The sequence below is a fragment of the Planococcus salinus genome (assembly GCF_003719725.1).
Taxonomy (GTDB): domain Bacteria; phylum Bacillota; class Bacilli; order Bacillales_A; family Planococcaceae; genus Planococcus; species Planococcus salinus.
Genome location: NZ_RIAX01000018.1, coordinates 18031 through 35037 on the forward strand (window position 1 = coordinate 18031; position 17007 = coordinate 35037).

Sequence of the window (17007 nt, forward strand, 5' to 3'; positions counted from 1 at the left end):
CTGGCACGCATCTAATTACAAGCGGTCGAGAGACCCATAATTTTGTATGTGCCAGGCACGCAAACAATTCACTTCACCGACCGGATAAGCGCCGTAACGTCTGCGGCAGTCAGCAGTTCCGTGCCGGCCAATGCCTGCAGATAGTCTTCCAGCAGGTCTTTGTTGACGTCGTCCATGACGAAGCCTTTGCTGCCGAATGAGCAGCGGTATTCCAACGCAATGAGCAGTTCGTGCAATTCCTCAGCCGATGCGGCCGCTGTCACTGCTGCGACGCCGTCCGCTTCCACCAGTGCATTGACTGCTGTGATGGCATCGTTCAGTACTTCGACGGAGGCGTAGCCCTTCCCGGCAAGCGCTTCAAAATAATCCGGCAAAGCCGAGTTGTTCACCGCCAGCAAATCGAATTCATCGGTCGTTTCGACCAGGAAATGGAACGCTTCCAGCAGTTCCGCTTCATCGCTGCTGTCATGGACTGCCACTAACGCACGCTGCGTTTCCAGCGCTTCCAGCATGTCCTGCTTCGGTGTCTGTTCAGAATTGATGTCGTCCGGTTGGATGAACGTTTCAACCAGGAAGCGGGCATCCGCAATTTCCGCTTCGTCTACACCGGAAATGGCCGACTCGAATACCGGCTCGACATTTTCAGCGTTGACCTCGTCAATGGCCGACTGGATATCGCCGACGCTGCTTTCGCCACCTGACAGCGCAGATTCATAATCGGCAATCCACTCCTCGCAGTAACGCAAAAATTGTTCATTGCGGAGCGCAGCATCCAGTTCTTCCTGCGTACCGGCCGCATTCACCGCCAGCACGGCAGCCGCCTGCTGCTCTCTCAAACTTACATCCCCATTGACCTGGTCAATGACAGTCTGCACCTCTTCGAGGGAATCAAACTCCACGTCTTCCATTGCTTCCAAATAATCCGTGTACAAATTGTCATTGACGTCGTCAAAATATGAAGAATCGAGCGCCGCTTGCAGCTCCAGTTCATTCGTTGATGTGTTGACCTGGTCAATGATGACCGAGACGCCTGTATCAAACGCCACGCCGTCAACCGTCCATGTGCCAAACAGGACTTCGGACAACGCCACTTCAAAGTCGAAAGAAACGGTTTCCGCACCTGCTTCAATGGCGCGCGGTACAACCGGCACTGTCTTGCCGTCCGGATCGCGCACTTCGATGGCTGCCGCTTCCTGCGCTTCGACGTTTTCATTCAACAAAACGGTCACGCCGGTTTCGTCAATTGCCAAAACTTCCGATACCAGGCCGGTTACGACATCTTCGTCCGCCGTCAGTGTTTCTGCCCGGTGAATGAAGATGGCGAACTCTCCGCGCAAAATGTCTTCAGAGGTTCCGAATTGTGTCGCACTCCTGCCGTCCGTGATGCCATGCGCCACCAATCCTGCCACCGAATCCAGGTAGCGGTCATTGACATCCGTGAAGGTCACTTGTTCCGGATAGCCCTGCAGATTATACGCCTTGGCATTGGCCAGCAGCAAGGCCACTTCCCCGCGTGTCAATGAATCATTGAAGCCGAAGCGCGCATCCGACTTTCCGTTGACGATTCCTGCGGCTTTTAACGCATTGATCGCCGGCATACCGCGTTCCGGCACGTCCGTGAAACCGGAATCCGGTGCTGCTTCTGTCGGAAGCCGCAATGCTTTTGCCAGAATGATCGCCGCATCTCCGCGCTTGATCGTGTCGCTGACGCCAAACTGGGTTTCCGTCAAGCCATTCGCCAGGCCGTGTCCCACTATGTATTCGACTGCTTCAACATACTGGGGAGCGACGTCTGTAAACGTTGGCGTGCCAGCGTCCTGTGCGCCTGCTGCCGGCACCGCGGCTGTTGCCACCAAAGCCGCAGCTGCGCCGGTAGCCATAAATTTCGCCCAATTGTTATCTATGTATTTCATATGGAAAATCCTCCTAATTATAATTTTTAATTGTAAATTTAATACTTTACTTTTTACTGTGTACCCGCTTTTCATCGGAAATAACATGTTTTTTAAAATAAATTTCATTTTTATTACAAAAACATTACTTTATGACAAAGTAATGAAGATGGACATCTTTTCCTTACGGGAACAATAAAAAAAATCCACCCACAGCTGTGGATGGATTTACAGTTCTTTCGTTGAAACAAAATACAATTTTTCCAACGATCGTTTTTTGGCCATTCTGTTTTTCGTTATGGTTTTCATCACCTGGTTTTTTGGCTGGGTTTCGAACATGACGTATTCGGTGCCCGAAAACTTCAAAAGTTCAGTGCGCAGCTGTGACAGCAGCTCGAACCCTTCTTTTTTGAGACGGTATTCCGTATCGATGAAGATATCCCGGACATACATCATATTGGTAGCCGATTGTTCCGTCAAAATCCATCCAATCGGCTGGTCATTTTCTATAATGACCAAACTGGTGTCGTTGTGGAAACGCCGGTCGCATGCACCGCCCGTCCCGGTCTGTTCCAAATGTTCTATAAAATGGCGCTGCTGGGCTGTGGCATCCGCCCATTTCACCATGGTTCTGCTGGAGTCCGGCTGATTGCCGTAATCTTTGAAGCAGCTGAAGAATGTCTGCCAGTTCATGATGGAAAACTGGTTTGTTTCCGTCGGTGCTGACCAGCCGCGTCTTGCCAGTGCGATCCGGAAAGACAGCAAATCTGCGTTCATGCTTTTGAATTGAAAAGAAACCTGCTTGATGCCCTGCTGTCTGTAATGCGATTCGATGTGCTGAAGAGCGACTTCGATCAGACCTGAATTTTGCTGCTGCGTCAGCATTTTGAAATAGTAAAGGTCTCCTGATTGATCACCGAGTGCCACAAGCAACGGCTCTTTTTCCTCAAAATAAACAAATCCGAAAGTCGTATCGGCATTTTGCCGGAGCCGTTCTTTGTAGTCGGGGAAATAGATGAGTGATTCGAAAAAATTCAGATGGTCTTTTGTGAACTCCAGGTAACTGATCATATGGAATCTCCTCTCGTATCTAAGAAAGCAAAGACTGCATGGAAAAAGCTTGTATATTATGTAGTAATAAAGATTTACTTTTCAGAATACTTTGTAGTTAAGATTATATATTACTTGCTAGTACTATACAATGCTTTTTTTAAAATAAATTGTTAAAAAAATGCTATGCAGACAATTTTCTGCATAGCATTTTTCCATTTTATTTGTTTAATTAGCTGTAGGAAGCAGTTAGTTGGCGGGAATTCAACATGCCGTAAAGGAAAAAGCCGACAACTTCACGGGACAATTCCTCCGGTCTTTTCAGCCCTTCGAATAATTGATGGAACGTCAACCGTTCGATGACGCCCACGAGGCTTTCCGCCGCTATTTTCATATCGATGTCCTGCCGGAAGTACCCTTCTTCGACTTCAAATACCAAATTTTCTTCGATTTGGGCAGCCATCAGTGTTTTGATCTCAATCGATTCGACTGATACGTAAAAGCCTATACGCGTCAAATTCTGGTTTTCATCAAAAAACCTGAAAATCTGTTTGAGGCTTTCTTCGATCTGGGCTGCAACGGCCGCTTCATCGATATCGGGTTCCAAGCGGATTTGGTTGGTCAATTCCCTTAAATCGGAACGGAATAAATCAACCAATTCCTGAAAAATCGCTTCCTTGCTTTTGAAGTAAAGATAGAAAGTGGGCTGGGACACTCCTGCTTTTTTTACGATATTGCTGATTTTCGTTTCATGATATCCATATACCGCAAATTCTTCCGCCGCAATCGAAAGCAGCAAAGCACGGCTTTGTTCCCCGTCCGACCCTCTGCGCCTGCCTTTTTTAGCCATTCCTACAACTCCTGTGTTTTGTTCTTTCTACTATTATCCCGTTCTATGACGGTGGCGTCAATGACAGGAAATGGCATTCACTGCCGGTCGTTTCTTGCATACTTTTCACCTTTATGTAAAAGAGCCGGTCCAGGGACCGGCTCTTCCCAGAAGGTTGAGAGATAGTTGAGTAACTCGATATTCCGCAAAACAGCTGCGCTTTCCGCGGGCTGGCGCTGAACTAACTCGGGCTCGGCGCCCGAGTGGATTTCAGCACTGCGCTATCCCGCAGGAGTCTCCGCTGTTTTGCTCCATATCTTAAACAATGTTTTATAAACAAGAACTCAATGGATACGTCACAATTTCTTGTTTCGACCACTTCAAATCCAAGAATGGAAACTGAATAACGCGGAAGGTGGAGAAGCACAAACATATGCTCCCACAACGCCCTTTCATGTCTCGAAGCAGTACAGCGATGCAGAGACAGAGACAGGAGCACCGTTCTTTTCAGCGACGAGGAGGCTGAAGCCATGCCTGCGGAAATCATCCGTCTAGAACGGAATGGATAAATCGATGGAAGTTTCTCGACAGCCTGAAAAGAGCCGGTCCAGGGACCGGCTCTTCTTTACTGCATCCTTATTCGTTGCATTTCACTTTAGCGTTTTAACAAACTGATAAAGAAGTTACCCTTTACGCAGCCGCTTCTTCATTGTCTGTTATCGCATCCAGGACACTTCCAAACGTTGTGAAGTTGACTTCGTTGCCGTCAGAATCAACTGGGAAATTTCCCAGTAGCTGTTCTGCCACTGTCAGCTGATCCGTATCGTCAAGGTCGTCATAACCAAGGTCGAATTCAGCGTCCAGAGCTTCCAGGGCATCGTCCATCTCTGCAATTGTCTCGGCTTCATTTATACCGCCCAGTAGCGCTGTGTACTGGTCGATGACTGTTTCAAGCTCTGCGTTGATGTCATCTTGAGCGGCAAAGTCGTCATAGTCATTTGCAAAGAACAATTGAGCCACTTCTTCTCTGCTGGTCGATCCCAGGTTGATGAAGGATTCGTTGTCAATATCCAGTAGCGCATCGGAAGTTTCAGCGCTATCGCCTGCTGCGTTCACAGCAGCAATCAGTTGGACATCAGCGTATGCTTCTTCAATTTCTTCAATTGTATTGAATGCTGTATCACCATATACCGACAGGAATAATGTCTGCTGGGTTTCCGTCGATTCGTCGATTCCGATATCTGCTAACGCTTCGTCCAGATCAGCTTCTGTTGTTGCCTCGTTGATCGCTGTGATCAACACGGCTTCAGATGCCTCATTTACATCCGTGATGACTGCCTGGATGTCCGCAGCTGTTGTGACATCATCATCGTCTAAATCAGTCAGATACTCAGCTGTGTACTCTGCATTGAATGTATCCAAATCAATGTCGTCGGATAAACCTGCCAACGTTTCCAGTTCATCGTCTAACGTATCAGCGTCTGCAGTCAGGACACCCTGCACTGCTTCGCCCAATTCCAGGCTAGCTTCAAATTCCGTGATGAGGTCAGCGTCTGCACCGTTATCACCGTATGCAGTGACCAGCAATCCCACTTCATCAAAGTCAGTGTCTGCCGGATTAGCCACTGCCGCGTCCACCGTCGCCGTCACTTCGGCAAGGTTCACATCATCAATCAGGTTTTGAACTTCCTCGACTGTTTGCGGCTGTTGAGCCTGGATTTCATCGAAGTAGGCGATTTCCACATCTTCATCATCCAACAGGTTTTCGATGTCCAGGTTGCCGAGGATCGTGACGATTCCTGCATCTCCTTCAATGCCGGTAGCTGCGTTCAAGTCGGCGATCATTTCCTCGATAGACGTATCATACTCCGCATTTACGCGTTCGATCGCTGCCAATAGTCTGTCGTACGTGTTGATGACACTTGCATCAAATTCTGCTGCGTATTCCGTCACCAGGTTCGGATTCACTGTGCCAATAAAGTTCAGTACCGGCGCTTCAAGTGCTGCCAGCAGCGCATCCAGTTCATCGTCTGTCGGCGCTTCAGGGTTGTCGATATCTTCAACTGCTGCTGTAACGTTTGCTACAGCTGTATCGATTGCTTCTGCTGAATAATTAAATTCAGACACAGCTACGGTTTCACCCCAAAGGTTTACATTGATTTCTCCGACGCCGCCGTCAAGGTCCACATGCGTGAAGGTGTAGACGGTTCCGTCTTCGTTGGATTCCACGTCAAACACCAGGTTAGCCGAATTCTCGCCTGCCTCCAGATACAATCCGAAGTCTTCTGCCGTCAACCCTTCGATGCCCGGTTCAAGAGCGATTTGGAAAGAAGAAGTGGACAGGCCTGTTGCTTCATCTTCCACTGCATCTGCCGCGATGTCTGCAAGTTCAGCTTCTGCTGCGACCAGCACGTCCAAGCCGTCGATATCCGCGTCTTCATCCAGCGCCAGAACGGCTTCTACAGCTGCGCGGGCATCCAATACAGCGTCACGGTTTTCCATATCAACCGTTTCCGGAATGTCATCGATTGCTGCGATTGCCGCTTCAATGGCTGCAGTCAGCTCTGCTTCCGCTTCAAGTGCTGCAATCGTTTCTTCTGATGAAACCAGAATATCCAAGCCATCGATGTCCGCGTCTTCATTCAACTCCAGTGCAGCGTCAACGAGCGCGCGTACTTCCGCTACTGTTTCTGCATCTTCAAGCGTCAGGTCTTCAACTGCCGGAAGATCAAGGATGGCAGCTTCGGCAGCTTCTTCCGCCTCAACCGCATCATTTACTTGTTCCTCGACAACAACCGTCACTTCGACAGGCGTCGCTTCGTTTCCAGCTGCATCAACCGCTGTGTAAGTGAATGTGTAAGTGCCGGCTGTATCGGTATCGAAGTCATCTTCTTCGACTACGTTGCCATCTTCATCCGTGATGACCAAGTCCACGTCCACGGTTTCGTCGTCCACGCCGACTTCAGGCCAATTCAGTGTTTCGCCGAAACCGATTTCGATTTCAGTGTCACCGTCATAAGACAGTACCGGTGCATCTGTGTCCGGATCTACCGGTTCTTCACCGACGATCATGTCTTCCAGTGCATGGAGCCAAACGGCGAATTCACCGCGTGTGATTTCATCGTGTGTAGCGAATTGTGTCGCCGTTTTACCTTGTGTGATGCCGTGGTCAACCAATGCTGCGACAGATTCCATATAGCGATCGCTGACATCTGTGAATTCCACGTTGTCCGTGTCACCTGATAATCCGAATGCATCCGCAATGAAAATCGCTGCTTCACCGCGTGTAATCGAGCCGTGGAAATCGAATTGCGTCGCTGATTTCCCGTTCGTCACGCCAGCCGCTTTCAATGAATTGATCGCTAAAGCGCCGCGCGTCGGTACGTCGGTAAATCCGGAAGCCGGTGCATCTTCTTCCATAAGACCCGCTGCCTGAGCAATCATGATTCCGGCATCGCCACGGATAATTTCTTCGTGAATACCAAATTGTGTGTCCGTTTTACCTTTGGCAATATTTTGCGCAACGATAAAGTCGACGGCTTCCTGATACTGAGGAGCAACATCCGTAAAGGCTGCTGTCTTCACTTCGTCAGCGGAGGCCGCCGGTACAAGTGCCGTAGCAACGAGTGCCGCTGAAGCTCCTGTTGCTGTGAATTTCGTCATTTTCTTCGATGATAAAGTCATAGTGAAAATTCCTCCTAAGTATGATTCGTAATAAACCGGCTCACGCAAAAATCGTTATGTAAGCCGTGCCTACTTTGTGTCTACCCAAGCAAATTCCTATATAACATATTTTTGTCATATTCATACTTTAGAATCACAAATATTTATGCAAATATTTCCTTTTCTTAGTAAGGACAGTGAATCAAAGCACAGCGCAATGGCTACTCCCGAAATACGCTGGTTCTCCTTTGTGGATTCATAGAAATACAAAAACCGCACCCAGAACCCTTTCAGGTCTTGAGCGCGGTTGTCGGTTGTCGGTTGGAATAGGGGTGATACAGAAAAAACTCTTCTTTCAGGCAATGTCTTCTTCAACGGGATAACTCGTTTCGTCAAATGCGGCCTGGGTCACTTGATGCTCTACAATGAGGTTTTCTTTGATGCTGTGAACGGCCCGGCAAGCCAAAATACTACTGCCGAACAGGTACAGCATACTGCCATAAAACTCTCCAACGTTTAATACGTTGAGCAAACTGCCGAATACAAAAAACATCCCGACGAGTAAATCATTGATGGTTCTTGTCAGTTTGCATTGTTTCTTGAAAACCACCCTTGAGGCTCTTGTCGTAATCTCAAGACAATCTCCCTTATCTTTGATGCTGGGCATTCCCAATCCTCCTTCAATTTTCAAAATGATCGACTTGCTCCAAGGGTTTTCACAACAGGAAGATTTTTTTGGTTCACTCTTTAAATAACCGCTTTTTCTCTTTTTCAACCTTCATTTTCAAAAAGAAATAAACGTAAAATTTTCTGTAATAAATGCAAAAAACCGCGGCCAACAACCCTTTTCAGGTGTTGGACGCGGTTGTCGGTTATTCAGTAAAAGGAGACCATTGAAACTGGATTTGCCGGAGAACATTAACTATCGGATTTATCATGGGAAAAATGAAAAAAGCGAACCCCCGCCTCCATCACCGGTTCTCTGTACCGCCACCCCAGATGGAACGTCCGCCAGTATGAGCAGTTTGGGAATGGGTTTCTTCGTCTACCAATTGGAGAACGCCAGGTTCTTCGCTGTGATGCCATGTAAACCCTTCCGGCGTTTCTCCCTGAGCGAGAATAATGATATCTGACGTAGAAAAGCCCAACGGATCTTCCAATGCCGGATTATTGATGACTGATTGATAAAGCGCTTCGTTCGCCGCTTTAAAATGCATCTCATCGCTGGCTGTGTAATCGCTCTCCTGTATTTCAACTTGAAAATCGGTATGGAAGACTGGAAAAGTCCCTTCCACTACTTGACCGTCAGGAAGATTCACGGATTTCTCAACAAAGAGAACCCCTGTGTCTGGGTGAACAATGCCATTCAAATGATCGTTTCTCGTTTCAATGCCTTCAGCCTCAGCCACGGCTGTACCTTCAATCACATCTATCACTCCGATAGCCATCGTGGATACCACCGCCACCTTCCCGATATTCTTCAGTCCAGTGATTGCCTGCTCTTTATCGCCATTTTTTAACCCGGTATAGACTGCCCCCGTGCTGTCAGCCGCATATTTGATGGTTCCCCCAATTCCTTTAGCGGTTCTCGTAGCCGACTCTTTCAAGTCACTGATTCCTTGCCGCTTATAGTATTCATCTTTCTTAAGAGCTCCGTATGTCCCTTGGAAGGTGCCATCCAAAAATTGGCCCGCGTTGTCCAAAGCAAAGTGGGAAGCTGTCTTCACGCCATCGCCTACTTCTTCTATCCACTTTCCAGTCTCCTGCCATTTACTTCCGACAGCTTTCCCCGTCACTTTTACAGCGCCGCCGATTAAGCCGCCTCCTACATACCCAATCCCTTGCCCAACTTTTCGAAATACAGCCATTGTTCTCTCCCCTTTATCTGTTTTCTTACGAATCTTGTAAAAGCAATAGATAGTCTACAGAAGCTATGGCTTGGCGAAAAGCTTACTGAAGACATCTTCCCTTATCACTTCGCCCCAATCGACCAATCCACCACTTCCCCCGTTCCGGTATGCTGGATTTTCATCGAAATCGATTTCAGGTTATCGATCGGCTCGGATTCGAAGAAGATCATGCTTTCTTTTTCTTTCGGTTCGATTTCGGGTCCGCCCATCGACTTGACCTCCGAACCGTCATGGAACTTCGTCGTAATGGCATCCGGATAGTCGGTGAAACGGAAGATGCTGCGCTCCGCTTCCGGATCTTCTGCCACGTAGCCGAGAACAATCGTGTCTTCCCCGTGGTTGATGATTTCGTATTCGATCCGGTAACGTTCGCCGGCATCCTCGATTTTCACATCGGTCACTTCCAGTTCTTCAAACGGGAAAGCGGGAGATTCCCATACCACGGGCTGTTCCGTTTCGCTGCCTTCCACCGCCGGCCGGTCCTCGATGTAACCATAAAGCCAGTTGATCGCAAAAGCGGCAATGCCGATTTTGATGAGTGCTCCGATACGCGGAAAGTAAATATTCGACAACCGGAAACTGCGCCAGTCTGTCAGGCTGCGCTTTTTGGCCAGTCCGGTTTTATAGGAAGCTTTTGTCGCAGCAGTTGCGCCGGAAATTGCCGCTTTGAGCGGTTTTCCATCCAGTTCCAGCACGGCCAGATTGGCGCTGCGTGCGATGATTCTCGCTCCTTTGTCGTTGGTATAGAACACGAGCGGCGTCTGATTTTTTTCGATTTCATTCAAATAAGAGGCAGCAATCCGGTCGTCTCCGCTGTGCGACAGCCCGTATCGTTCTCGCGAATTGTAGCTCGGTACATCGAGAAGTTTCAGCCGGTTTTTCGACTGGAACAATTCAATGACGTCAAATCCCATTTGCGCACGCTTTTTGACGGATTGGTTGTCGTTCTTTTTCAAGCCGTCGAGTTCGTTGAACACCTGCTTGCTGATCCAAAGCGGCGCATTGGAATCCCGGAACAGCGCTATCAGCACGAGCGGGTCGTGCATCAGGACATTGGTATCAAGCGCAGGAGCGACGCCTTTTTGCAACAGCGGCGTGAGCGCCTGGTATTTCTCCACCGCCTGCTGCTGCAGTGTATTAGCTGATGCCGAGCCACCTTCTTTGACTTGGCTCATATACGCGAAAACGGCAGACAACATCGTCAGCACCGACAAATACAAAAAGCGGTCCCCGATGGAATACCCCAGTTCGATTCCGGCATACAAACCGATCGGGAACAGCGCGAAAAAGATTACGCCAAGCACCCGCTGTTTCAGGTAAAACTGTCCGAGTCCTGGAAACCAGATGGACAGCCATACCGCAGACGAGCGGCTGTAATAGGTTTTGTTGTTATGTATGAGCGAAGAAGTATAAATCATAAACAAGAAGATAATGACTGAAGTATAAAATGTGGCTTTGTCATTTTCGAAGCCGACTAAATTCAATGCAATTAGCAGTACCAGCATAAGCGGCATAATCAGGCCCTCCTTTTACTATGTGTGACATTCCATTCAGTACTTATCAAATCCGTCGACCGGGTCATATTCCGGAACTTCTGCGTAAGCACCCTGCTGATGATGAAAGTCAAAATCGTCTTCATCAAACGTGCTGTCGTTGTAATAGAAGTCGTCGTCTACAGAACTCCGCGAAAAATGGCCTTTTGACGAAAATGAACGATGTTTCATCCCACTCATTTCTATCTTCCGCACCTGTTCCGTCCATTCGTCAGCCGCATTTGGAAATATCCGCTCTGTGGCTTTGGTGATCGACGGCCGCAGATGAACAACTGCAAACATGGCTGCCACATAGATGATAAATGCGGCTATCAAATTCCCTTCCATGGTTTCTTCCTCCTTTTTCTTTTCTACTACTAATTTACCATAAAATATTTTAGTTATGGAGGATATTGTAACTAATAAAAATAATTTTTATATTTCCATACAGCGTTTTGAAAAATAGTGAACATGAAGCAGAATCGTGCTGTGATCAGTCGCTTTTTCCCCTCTAGTTCTTCAGTATTTCCAGACAAACAAAAAAACCTTCTTCTTTCCATTTCACTGGAAAGAAGAAGGTTTCGTATAGCCTTCAATAAAGGAATGCTATTTTAGTTATGGACTTTTTACTGCTTCTCCATCACCGTAACCACTTCCACCCATTCATAAGGCGTCGGTTCAAACGACGTCAAATCGATCTCCACAGCTTCGTCGTCTTTTGAAGAAACATACACCACAGCTTCTTTCGCCGCGTTCGCTTTCCGTTCCGCTTCAGTGGCCTCTTCGATTTTGTCAGACCCGGCATTCAATGACCACTCGACCGCTTGCCTGACTTCTCCGATCGTCCGGAAATAACCACTGCCTCGCTTGAACAGCAGAAGTTTCGCCAGGACGTCACGGTCTTCCGGAGTAAAAGGGAAATCCCGTTCGAGGTTGAACGCACTCATAGCCGGTACCATCTCTTCTGTCGTGGACGCCTTGTTCAGACGGTCCAGTTCTTCTGAAAACCGTGCGGCTTCCTGCTGAATGGCCGATTTCAATTCAGCGACCGACTCAGACTCCGCCAACCGGTCTTTTTGCTGTTCCAGCAGCCGCTCCGCCACAAACGCCCGATTTTCTTTTCCCAGATTGATAAATTCGGTAACGTTCAAGTAAATAATGCCCTGTTCCAGCATGGCTTGATTGTCGCTTTCAGCAATCAAACAAAAAGTGGCTGTTTCCTGGATCACTTCTTTTTCATTTCCAAGCAGCTCTTCTTTCCTCGTTGCATCCAGTAAATCCAATAGTTTCGACTTGTTTTTCACAGCACTCACCGGTTTGATCTCGAGCAGATCGATGATTTCTTCCAGCTCGTCCCTCTCCAGGTCTTCCTGCAGCAAAGTAAACGCTCTGTCTTTTAAGGAAACCAGTGATTTGCGCAAAGCGGCCGCCTGTTTGAACAGCTTGTCGGTTTCTTTTGTCTTCAGCACTTTCGTCAATTTCCCTTCCAAAGACGCCACTTCAGCTTTCAGCGTTTTAAAACGCCCAGGCTCAAACGCCCCGTCCGACAATTCGGCAACCTGCTCTTTCAAACGTTTCGTTTCGTCTTCAATCTCTCCCAGCGGCTGCATTGCCAGTACCGTTTCTTTGAGGCGCGCCACTTCGCCCAGCCATTTCTCTTTATCCTGGAACGGATAAGCCTTCGCGGTTTTTTCCGCTTCCTGCAGCCTGCGGTTCAGCACCGGCATCTTTACCGGCGTTTCCTTCGACAATGCTTCTATTTCCTCAACCGCCTGCGGCAAAGCCAGAAAGCTTCGAAGCTGTTTCGTGTAAAAAAGCAAGTCTTTTTTCCACCGATCAATCGGCAGCGCCTGCGCTTGTTCTTCAATTGTCTGCACGTCTTCCAGCGACGATTCTTCGTTGATTGCTTGTACTTGCTTGACCAGCTGCTGAAGCTCGTCCTGGTAAAAATCAGCATCCGTATATGTAAACTGTTCCACTGGCACAAATCTGCCCTTCAACTTGGCAGCCACACTGCCCAGCTTGTTATCTTCAAATCCAGTACGGACAACTTTCACTTGCCCTTCCTTGGTAAAAAAATCAGAAGTCACTACCTCTATCGACATTCTACAAGAACCTCCCTAAATAACTACAATATATTTTCTGATTATACCATGCTAGTTGCTTTGACTGGTATTGATTTCAAAGTCTTGCAGGAGAGAGGGTTTGGTATGGGATAAAAGGGGAATTTGCAGAGATTCCTCTCAAAAAGCTTATTCTAGAACTTTTCCAAACTCACTGTTTCCAACAGTTCCCAAATGTGCCCTGTGTAGGAAACTTTTATGACAATTTACTTTTCCTGATAAACATACAAAAGCCGCATTCAGAAACCCTTGAGGTTTCCGAACGCGGCTTTTTTTCATGCAATTGTAGTGAATAAACTTAATCGTTCCCAGCACAGGGGCGCACTTTTAAAGCTATGCCTCCTACTAATTGGTCATAAGCATCCCCATAATGCCATAAATTATTTCTGACGAAAAATCAGATCGCCTATGCAATTACAAAACAAAACTGTTTAAGCTGTCTTCTATCTCTTCGTCTGTAATTCCGATATATTTTAAAGTAATTTCAGGATGAGAATGATTTAAAATCATTTGCAGGCTTGCAATGTCTTTTGTTCCTTTGTAATACCAATACCCAAACGTTTTTCTCATCGTATGTGTACCAATTCCTTCATTAATATCAACCATATAAGCAGCCTTGTTAAGTTGCCTGTAGACTTGTATCCGACTAACATACTTGTCTCCTTTGCGACTCGGAAAAAGCCATTCTGAATTTCCAACACTCTTTAAGTAATCATTTAGTTCTGTGTAAATATTTTCGAGGTAAATAGTACGGGGCTTTTCGGTCTTTCCTTCTTTTATTGTAATCCGCTTTTTACCTTTTACTTCTTTTACCTTAAGCTTCAATAAATCACTAACTCGTAAACCCGTGTTAATTCCCAGAAGAAACATTGTATAATCACGCTCAGAGCAATACTTCTTCAGCGACCACTTCATGTCTTCAATCTGTGCTAAAGAGCGGATTGGCTGTACATCCTTTACTTCTTCTTTTTTGTTTGCTTCTATTTTCATTGCCATTCTATACTCTCCTTTCTTAATCCAATGAAATAGCGGTTTCGAATGTAACATAATTCGCCTCTGTAGCTGGCTTCCTACATAAATCCACAAAACACAATGTTTGCAAGGAAGTGAAAGTAACATATTTGGTATTATGTTACTTTCGTCTATTGTTTATTCCTTGTCTATAATTCGAGATCACTTACTGTATTTGTGTCGCACGTAAAAATCTTGTCTATAGAGAATGTTTTAATGAGTTTTTTCCCTTCTTCACAGTGCTAAATACTTAACAGAGTGAAGGAGTGTCACACTCTTAGCTCTTGAAATTGATTGTTTGTGTATTTGATAAAACTCTTCTTTTATCATTGATGTGTAACCATCTTATGTTAATCGGCTTAAGCAGTTACTCTTAAGTCGATTTTATGTTTGAAGTTTCGAGTAACACTATAACTACTCTTACTTTTGTGTTTTTTGTGTTTATAAAGCTAATCGAAAGTTCAATGTTTGTTTGAATTGCGATGTCAGTATCCGGTTGCTTTATATAAAAATTTTATTTCCTCGTTATTTAGCCACTGCTTTAATAATGTTCTCATCCTCAAGCTTGGAATGTAAATATTGATAGGTTCTGGTATATCTTTTCTGATTGCACTTCTCCACATCCATTGCAAAAGATGGCTTAAAGCTAATATATCTTCATCCACTTTCACACCTGCCTCTTCAAAGAATTTTTTTTCAAAAGGATTCATGTAAAGGTTATATGCAAATGCTAAGTTATGTGTTTCTTGATAATCATTGGTTGCTCTAGTTGTCCAAGGAATAAATGCTTTCGTATAACCTTTGCCTTGCAACTTATGTCGCACTGACAATTTAGCGGTCCATAGGTTGTCATCAGATTTCCCCTTACTTTTAAAATAGGAATATAGATTTTTTTTTAGTCTTCCCATTGTCTCAGAGTTCGCTTTCCTTAACCATGCTGACGAAAGCTCATTCCCTCTTACTTTTTCATTCTCTACGTAGTTTGTGTTAAAGGCTCCTTCATAAATTCGAATCAAGCTCTTAAACCGTTCTCTGCCTTCTAGTTCAGCGTTGTAAGTTACTAAAGCATAGCTAGGACCAATTTTTTCGACACTCTTGTAGACTGTCTCAATCTTGAACAAGTCATAATAATATCTCTGAATTTGTCCATCAAACAAGTAAGTAAGAATAAAACTATTCTCAAACAAATCAAAAACTTTTGCTGGAAAAGTCCAGAACAGCATCGTGTCATTATGTAAGAAAATATTTCCTTGTTGAGCTTGGTATTTAATGTTGATATAGGTATTTTCATATACACCTTTATATCCGTTATCCATCCAGTTTACCTTTCTATCTTCTACGCTAATTAGATTGGCATCTTTTAACGTACGAATGTCTTCCTGCGTAATTTCCCTCACTTGCTCGATTACATTTGCTACTTCATCGAGTATCAACGTATATCCAGCATCTCTTAATAACTCCAAAACCTCATCATCAATCATTCTAAACAAAGCATGTGTTGTAATGATACTGCTTCCGCTCACAATCAGTTCCTTGAAATGTTTTAATTTGCTTCCCTTTCCTATCTGTGTATCAGGTTCATTCAAAAATGGACAGTCCTTTAAAATATTGTTCTGGATTTCCTCCAAATAAGGAGAAACATAGATAAACCTTTTATTCTTTTGATGCCGGTTCATATACTCCTTCGCCCACGTTGTCTTCCCACTTCCCATTATTGAATCTACTATTGTTACTGTTGCCATTTTCTTTTTACCTTCCTTTTTTTATTTTATGTGCATAAATATCAATACAAAAGTGCAAAACTCGTTTGAAAACCCTTTGATACCAACGGTTTCAAGCCCTTCCCCTTAAAGAAGAAGATATAAAAGGGTAATTCATGTACAAGCAGTTCTCCAAGCTTATTTTACTGAAGTTCAAGAGCCTTAAGGCGGTAAAACGAGCTACCGCTCGATTTCACCACCTTCGAGAACCCAAACTGCGTTTGGCTCCTCGTGCTTATTCGTTTCTTTTACTACTATTTTGTGAGATTATGTTTTTTCATCAAGTTCAGCACATCTTCCGCAAATCCACGCAATTCCGGTTCTATCTTAGTGATTGCTTTTCCTCCTAACGCATAATTGTAATTGAGCAAGAAGACAATGACACTGAAGTGATCGACTACTTTTTCGTTCTGCATTATTTGTAGCGTTTCGTTAATAATATCAAGGTTGGATGTCTTAGATAGAAGTGCAGCTTCGTTACTTTCCATGTTAAGTACAATTTCCAGCTTTTTGATAACAGCCTGTTTCTTTTCCCCATCTCTCTTCTTTTCTTCTAAGTACTGGATTTCCTTTTCATAAGCATCTCTCTTATAAGAACCAATCACTTCATTGTCTTCGTTATATACGGGGGCATCAATTTCTTCTGAAATGCCTTTTAAGTAATGCAAATACACTTCTTCCCGCTCCCCATAGCTTAAATCTTTTTGAAAGTATTGTTTTGGCAGACCAAAGTGAGCGGACAGGATTTCCAAACGTTTGTGAGGAATTTTCCTCCTCTCCTTCAACCAGTCTTGAACTGTCTGTGACGACACACCTGCAATCTCGGCTACTTTTTTGTATTCCAACTTGAATTCTTTAGCGATATGCTCCAATCCTATCATTTGCTTTCCTCTCTTCGTATCATTCGACATAATATTATGCCATAAGTTAATAATATCATAGACATATTAATATGTCAAGTGAACCTACTACCTTTTGGTATTCTTTAATTAGCACCCATCTTATCCTTCTCAATTATGTACGGTTACAAAGATAAGCTAATTTACCGCCAAACTCCAAAACAACAAAAAGAAGCCTTGCAGAGATCTCTCTCCACAGGGCTTCCTTCTTATTAATTCCTATACTTATTAGATAATCAAGTAATCTGAATTGTATCGGAATTGTGTGAGTGACTGGCACTCGCTATTATACTAGTCCATCGACTACACCTTGAACTTCCAATGCAGTCGTTGCGTCT

General features: G+C 45.2%; 12 protein-coding genes. All 12 read right to left on the reverse strand.

Features of this window, described 5'->3' with window-relative positions; translation table 11 throughout:
• Positions 1-68 precede the first annotated feature (68 nt).
• Positions 69-1913 (reverse strand): S-layer homology domain-containing protein, encoded by a 1845-nt coding sequence (locus EEX84_RS15460; RefSeq protein WP_158599133.1) that lies wholly within the window; start codon positions 1911-1913, stop codon positions 69-71.
• 207 nt (positions 1914-2120) lie between these two features.
• Positions 2121-2963 carry a GNAT family N-acetyltransferase gene (locus EEX84_RS15465; RefSeq protein WP_123166553.1) on the reverse strand — a complete coding sequence of 281 codons (843 nt, stop codon included), beginning with the start codon at positions 2961-2963 and terminating at the stop codon, positions 2121-2123.
• 211 nt (positions 2964-3174) lie between these two features.
• On the reverse strand, positions 3175-3792 hold the full coding sequence (locus tag EEX84_RS15470; RefSeq protein ID WP_123166554.1) for a TetR/AcrR family transcriptional regulator: 618 nt from the start codon (positions 3790-3792) through the stop codon (positions 3175-3177).
• 669 nt (positions 3793-4461) lie between these two features.
• Positions 4462-7455, reverse strand: a complete 2994-nt coding sequence (locus EEX84_RS15475) for an S-layer homology domain-containing protein (RefSeq protein ID WP_123166555.1) — start codon at positions 7453-7455, stop codon at positions 4462-4464.
• A gap of 334 nt (positions 7456-7789) precedes the next feature.
• Positions 7790-8101 (reverse strand): YrhK family protein, encoded by a 312-nt coding sequence (locus EEX84_RS15480; protein WP_123166556.1) that lies wholly within the window; start codon positions 8099-8101, stop codon positions 7790-7792.
• Positions 8102-8405: 304 nt separating this feature from the next.
• Positions 8406-9302 carry an HNH endonuclease gene (locus EEX84_RS15485; RefSeq protein WP_123166557.1) on the reverse strand — a complete coding sequence of 299 codons (897 nt, stop codon included), beginning with the start codon at positions 9300-9302 and terminating at the stop codon, positions 8406-8408.
• Between the two features lie 104 nt (positions 9303-9406).
• Positions 9407-10858, reverse strand: a complete 1452-nt coding sequence (locus EEX84_RS15490; protein WP_123166558.1) for a PIN domain-containing protein — start codon at positions 10856-10858, stop codon at positions 9407-9409.
• Between the two features lie 36 nt (positions 10859-10894).
• Positions 10895-11224 (reverse strand): hypothetical protein, encoded by a 330-nt coding sequence (locus tag EEX84_RS15495; RefSeq protein ID WP_123166559.1) that lies wholly within the window; start codon positions 11222-11224, stop codon positions 10895-10897.
• A 278-nt stretch (positions 11225-11502) separates the two neighbouring features.
• The gene (locus EEX84_RS15500) at positions 11503-12981 is read right to left on the reverse strand and encodes a hypothetical protein (protein WP_123166560.1); all 1479 of its coding nucleotides are present in this window, start codon (positions 12979-12981) and stop codon (positions 11503-11505) included.
• 432 nt (positions 12982-13413) lie between these two features.
• Complete coding sequence (locus EEX84_RS15505) at positions 13414-13989, reverse strand: tyrosine-type recombinase/integrase (protein WP_123166563.1); 576 nt, start codon at positions 13987-13989, stop codon at positions 13414-13416.
• A gap of 506 nt (positions 13990-14495) precedes the next feature.
• Positions 14496-15752: a DEAD/DEAH box helicase family protein gene (locus EEX84_RS15510; RefSeq protein ID WP_123166561.1), complete on the reverse strand. Its 1257-nt coding sequence runs from the start codon at positions 15750-15752 to the stop codon at positions 14496-14498.
• A gap of 272 nt (positions 15753-16024) precedes the next feature.
• Positions 16025-16651, reverse strand: coding sequence for a helix-turn-helix domain-containing protein (locus tag EEX84_RS15515; protein ID WP_123166562.1), 627 nt, complete (start codon positions 16649-16651; stop codon positions 16025-16027).
• Positions 16652-17007: the final 356 nt, after the last annotated feature.

Bases quoted from the DNA above. Each gene is read 5' to 3' on its own strand.
- EEX84_RS15495 (WP_123166559.1), bottom strand. From the start codon at position 11,224: ATGGAAGGGAATTTGATAGCCGCATTTATCATCTATGTGGCAGCCATG.
- EEX84_RS15465 (WP_123166553.1), bottom strand. From the start codon at position 2,963: ATGATCAGTTACCTGGAGTTCACAAAAGACCATCTGAATTTTTTCGAA.
- EEX84_RS15460 (WP_158599133.1), bottom strand. From the start codon at position 1,913: ATGAAATACATAGATAACAATTGGGCGAAATTTATGGCTACCGGCGCA.
- EEX84_RS15480 (WP_123166556.1), bottom strand. From the start codon at position 8,101: ATGCCCAGCATCAAAGATAAGGGAGATTGTCTTGAGATTACGACAAGA.
- EEX84_RS15470 (WP_123166554.1), bottom strand. From the start codon at position 3,792: ATGGCTAAAAAAGGCAGGCGCAGAGGGTCGGACGGGGAACAAAGCCGT.
- EEX84_RS15485 (WP_123166557.1), bottom strand. From the start codon at position 9,302: ATGGCTGTATTTCGAAAAGTTGGGCAAGGGATTGGGTATGTAGGAGGC.
- EEX84_RS15505 (WP_123166563.1), bottom strand. From the start codon at position 13,989: ATGAAAATAGAAGCAAACAAAAAAGAAGAAGTAAAGGATGTACAGCCA.
- EEX84_RS15475 (WP_123166555.1), bottom strand. From the start codon at position 7,455: ATGACTTTATCATCGAAGAAAATGACGAAATTCACAGCAACAGGAGCT.
- EEX84_RS15490 (WP_123166558.1), bottom strand. From the start codon at position 10,858: ATGCCGCTTATGCTGGTACTGCTAATTGCATTGAATTTAGTCGGCTTC.
- EEX84_RS15510 (WP_123166561.1), bottom strand. From the start codon at position 15,752: ATGGCAACAGTAACAATAGTAGATTCAATAATGGGAAGTGGGAAGACA.
- EEX84_RS15515 (WP_123166562.1), bottom strand. From the start codon at position 16,651: ATGATAGGATTGGAGCATATCGCTAAAGAATTCAAGTTGGAATACAAA.
- EEX84_RS15500 (WP_123166560.1), bottom strand. From the start codon at position 12,981: ATGTCGATAGAGGTAGTGACTTCTGATTTTTTTACCAAGGAAGGGCAA.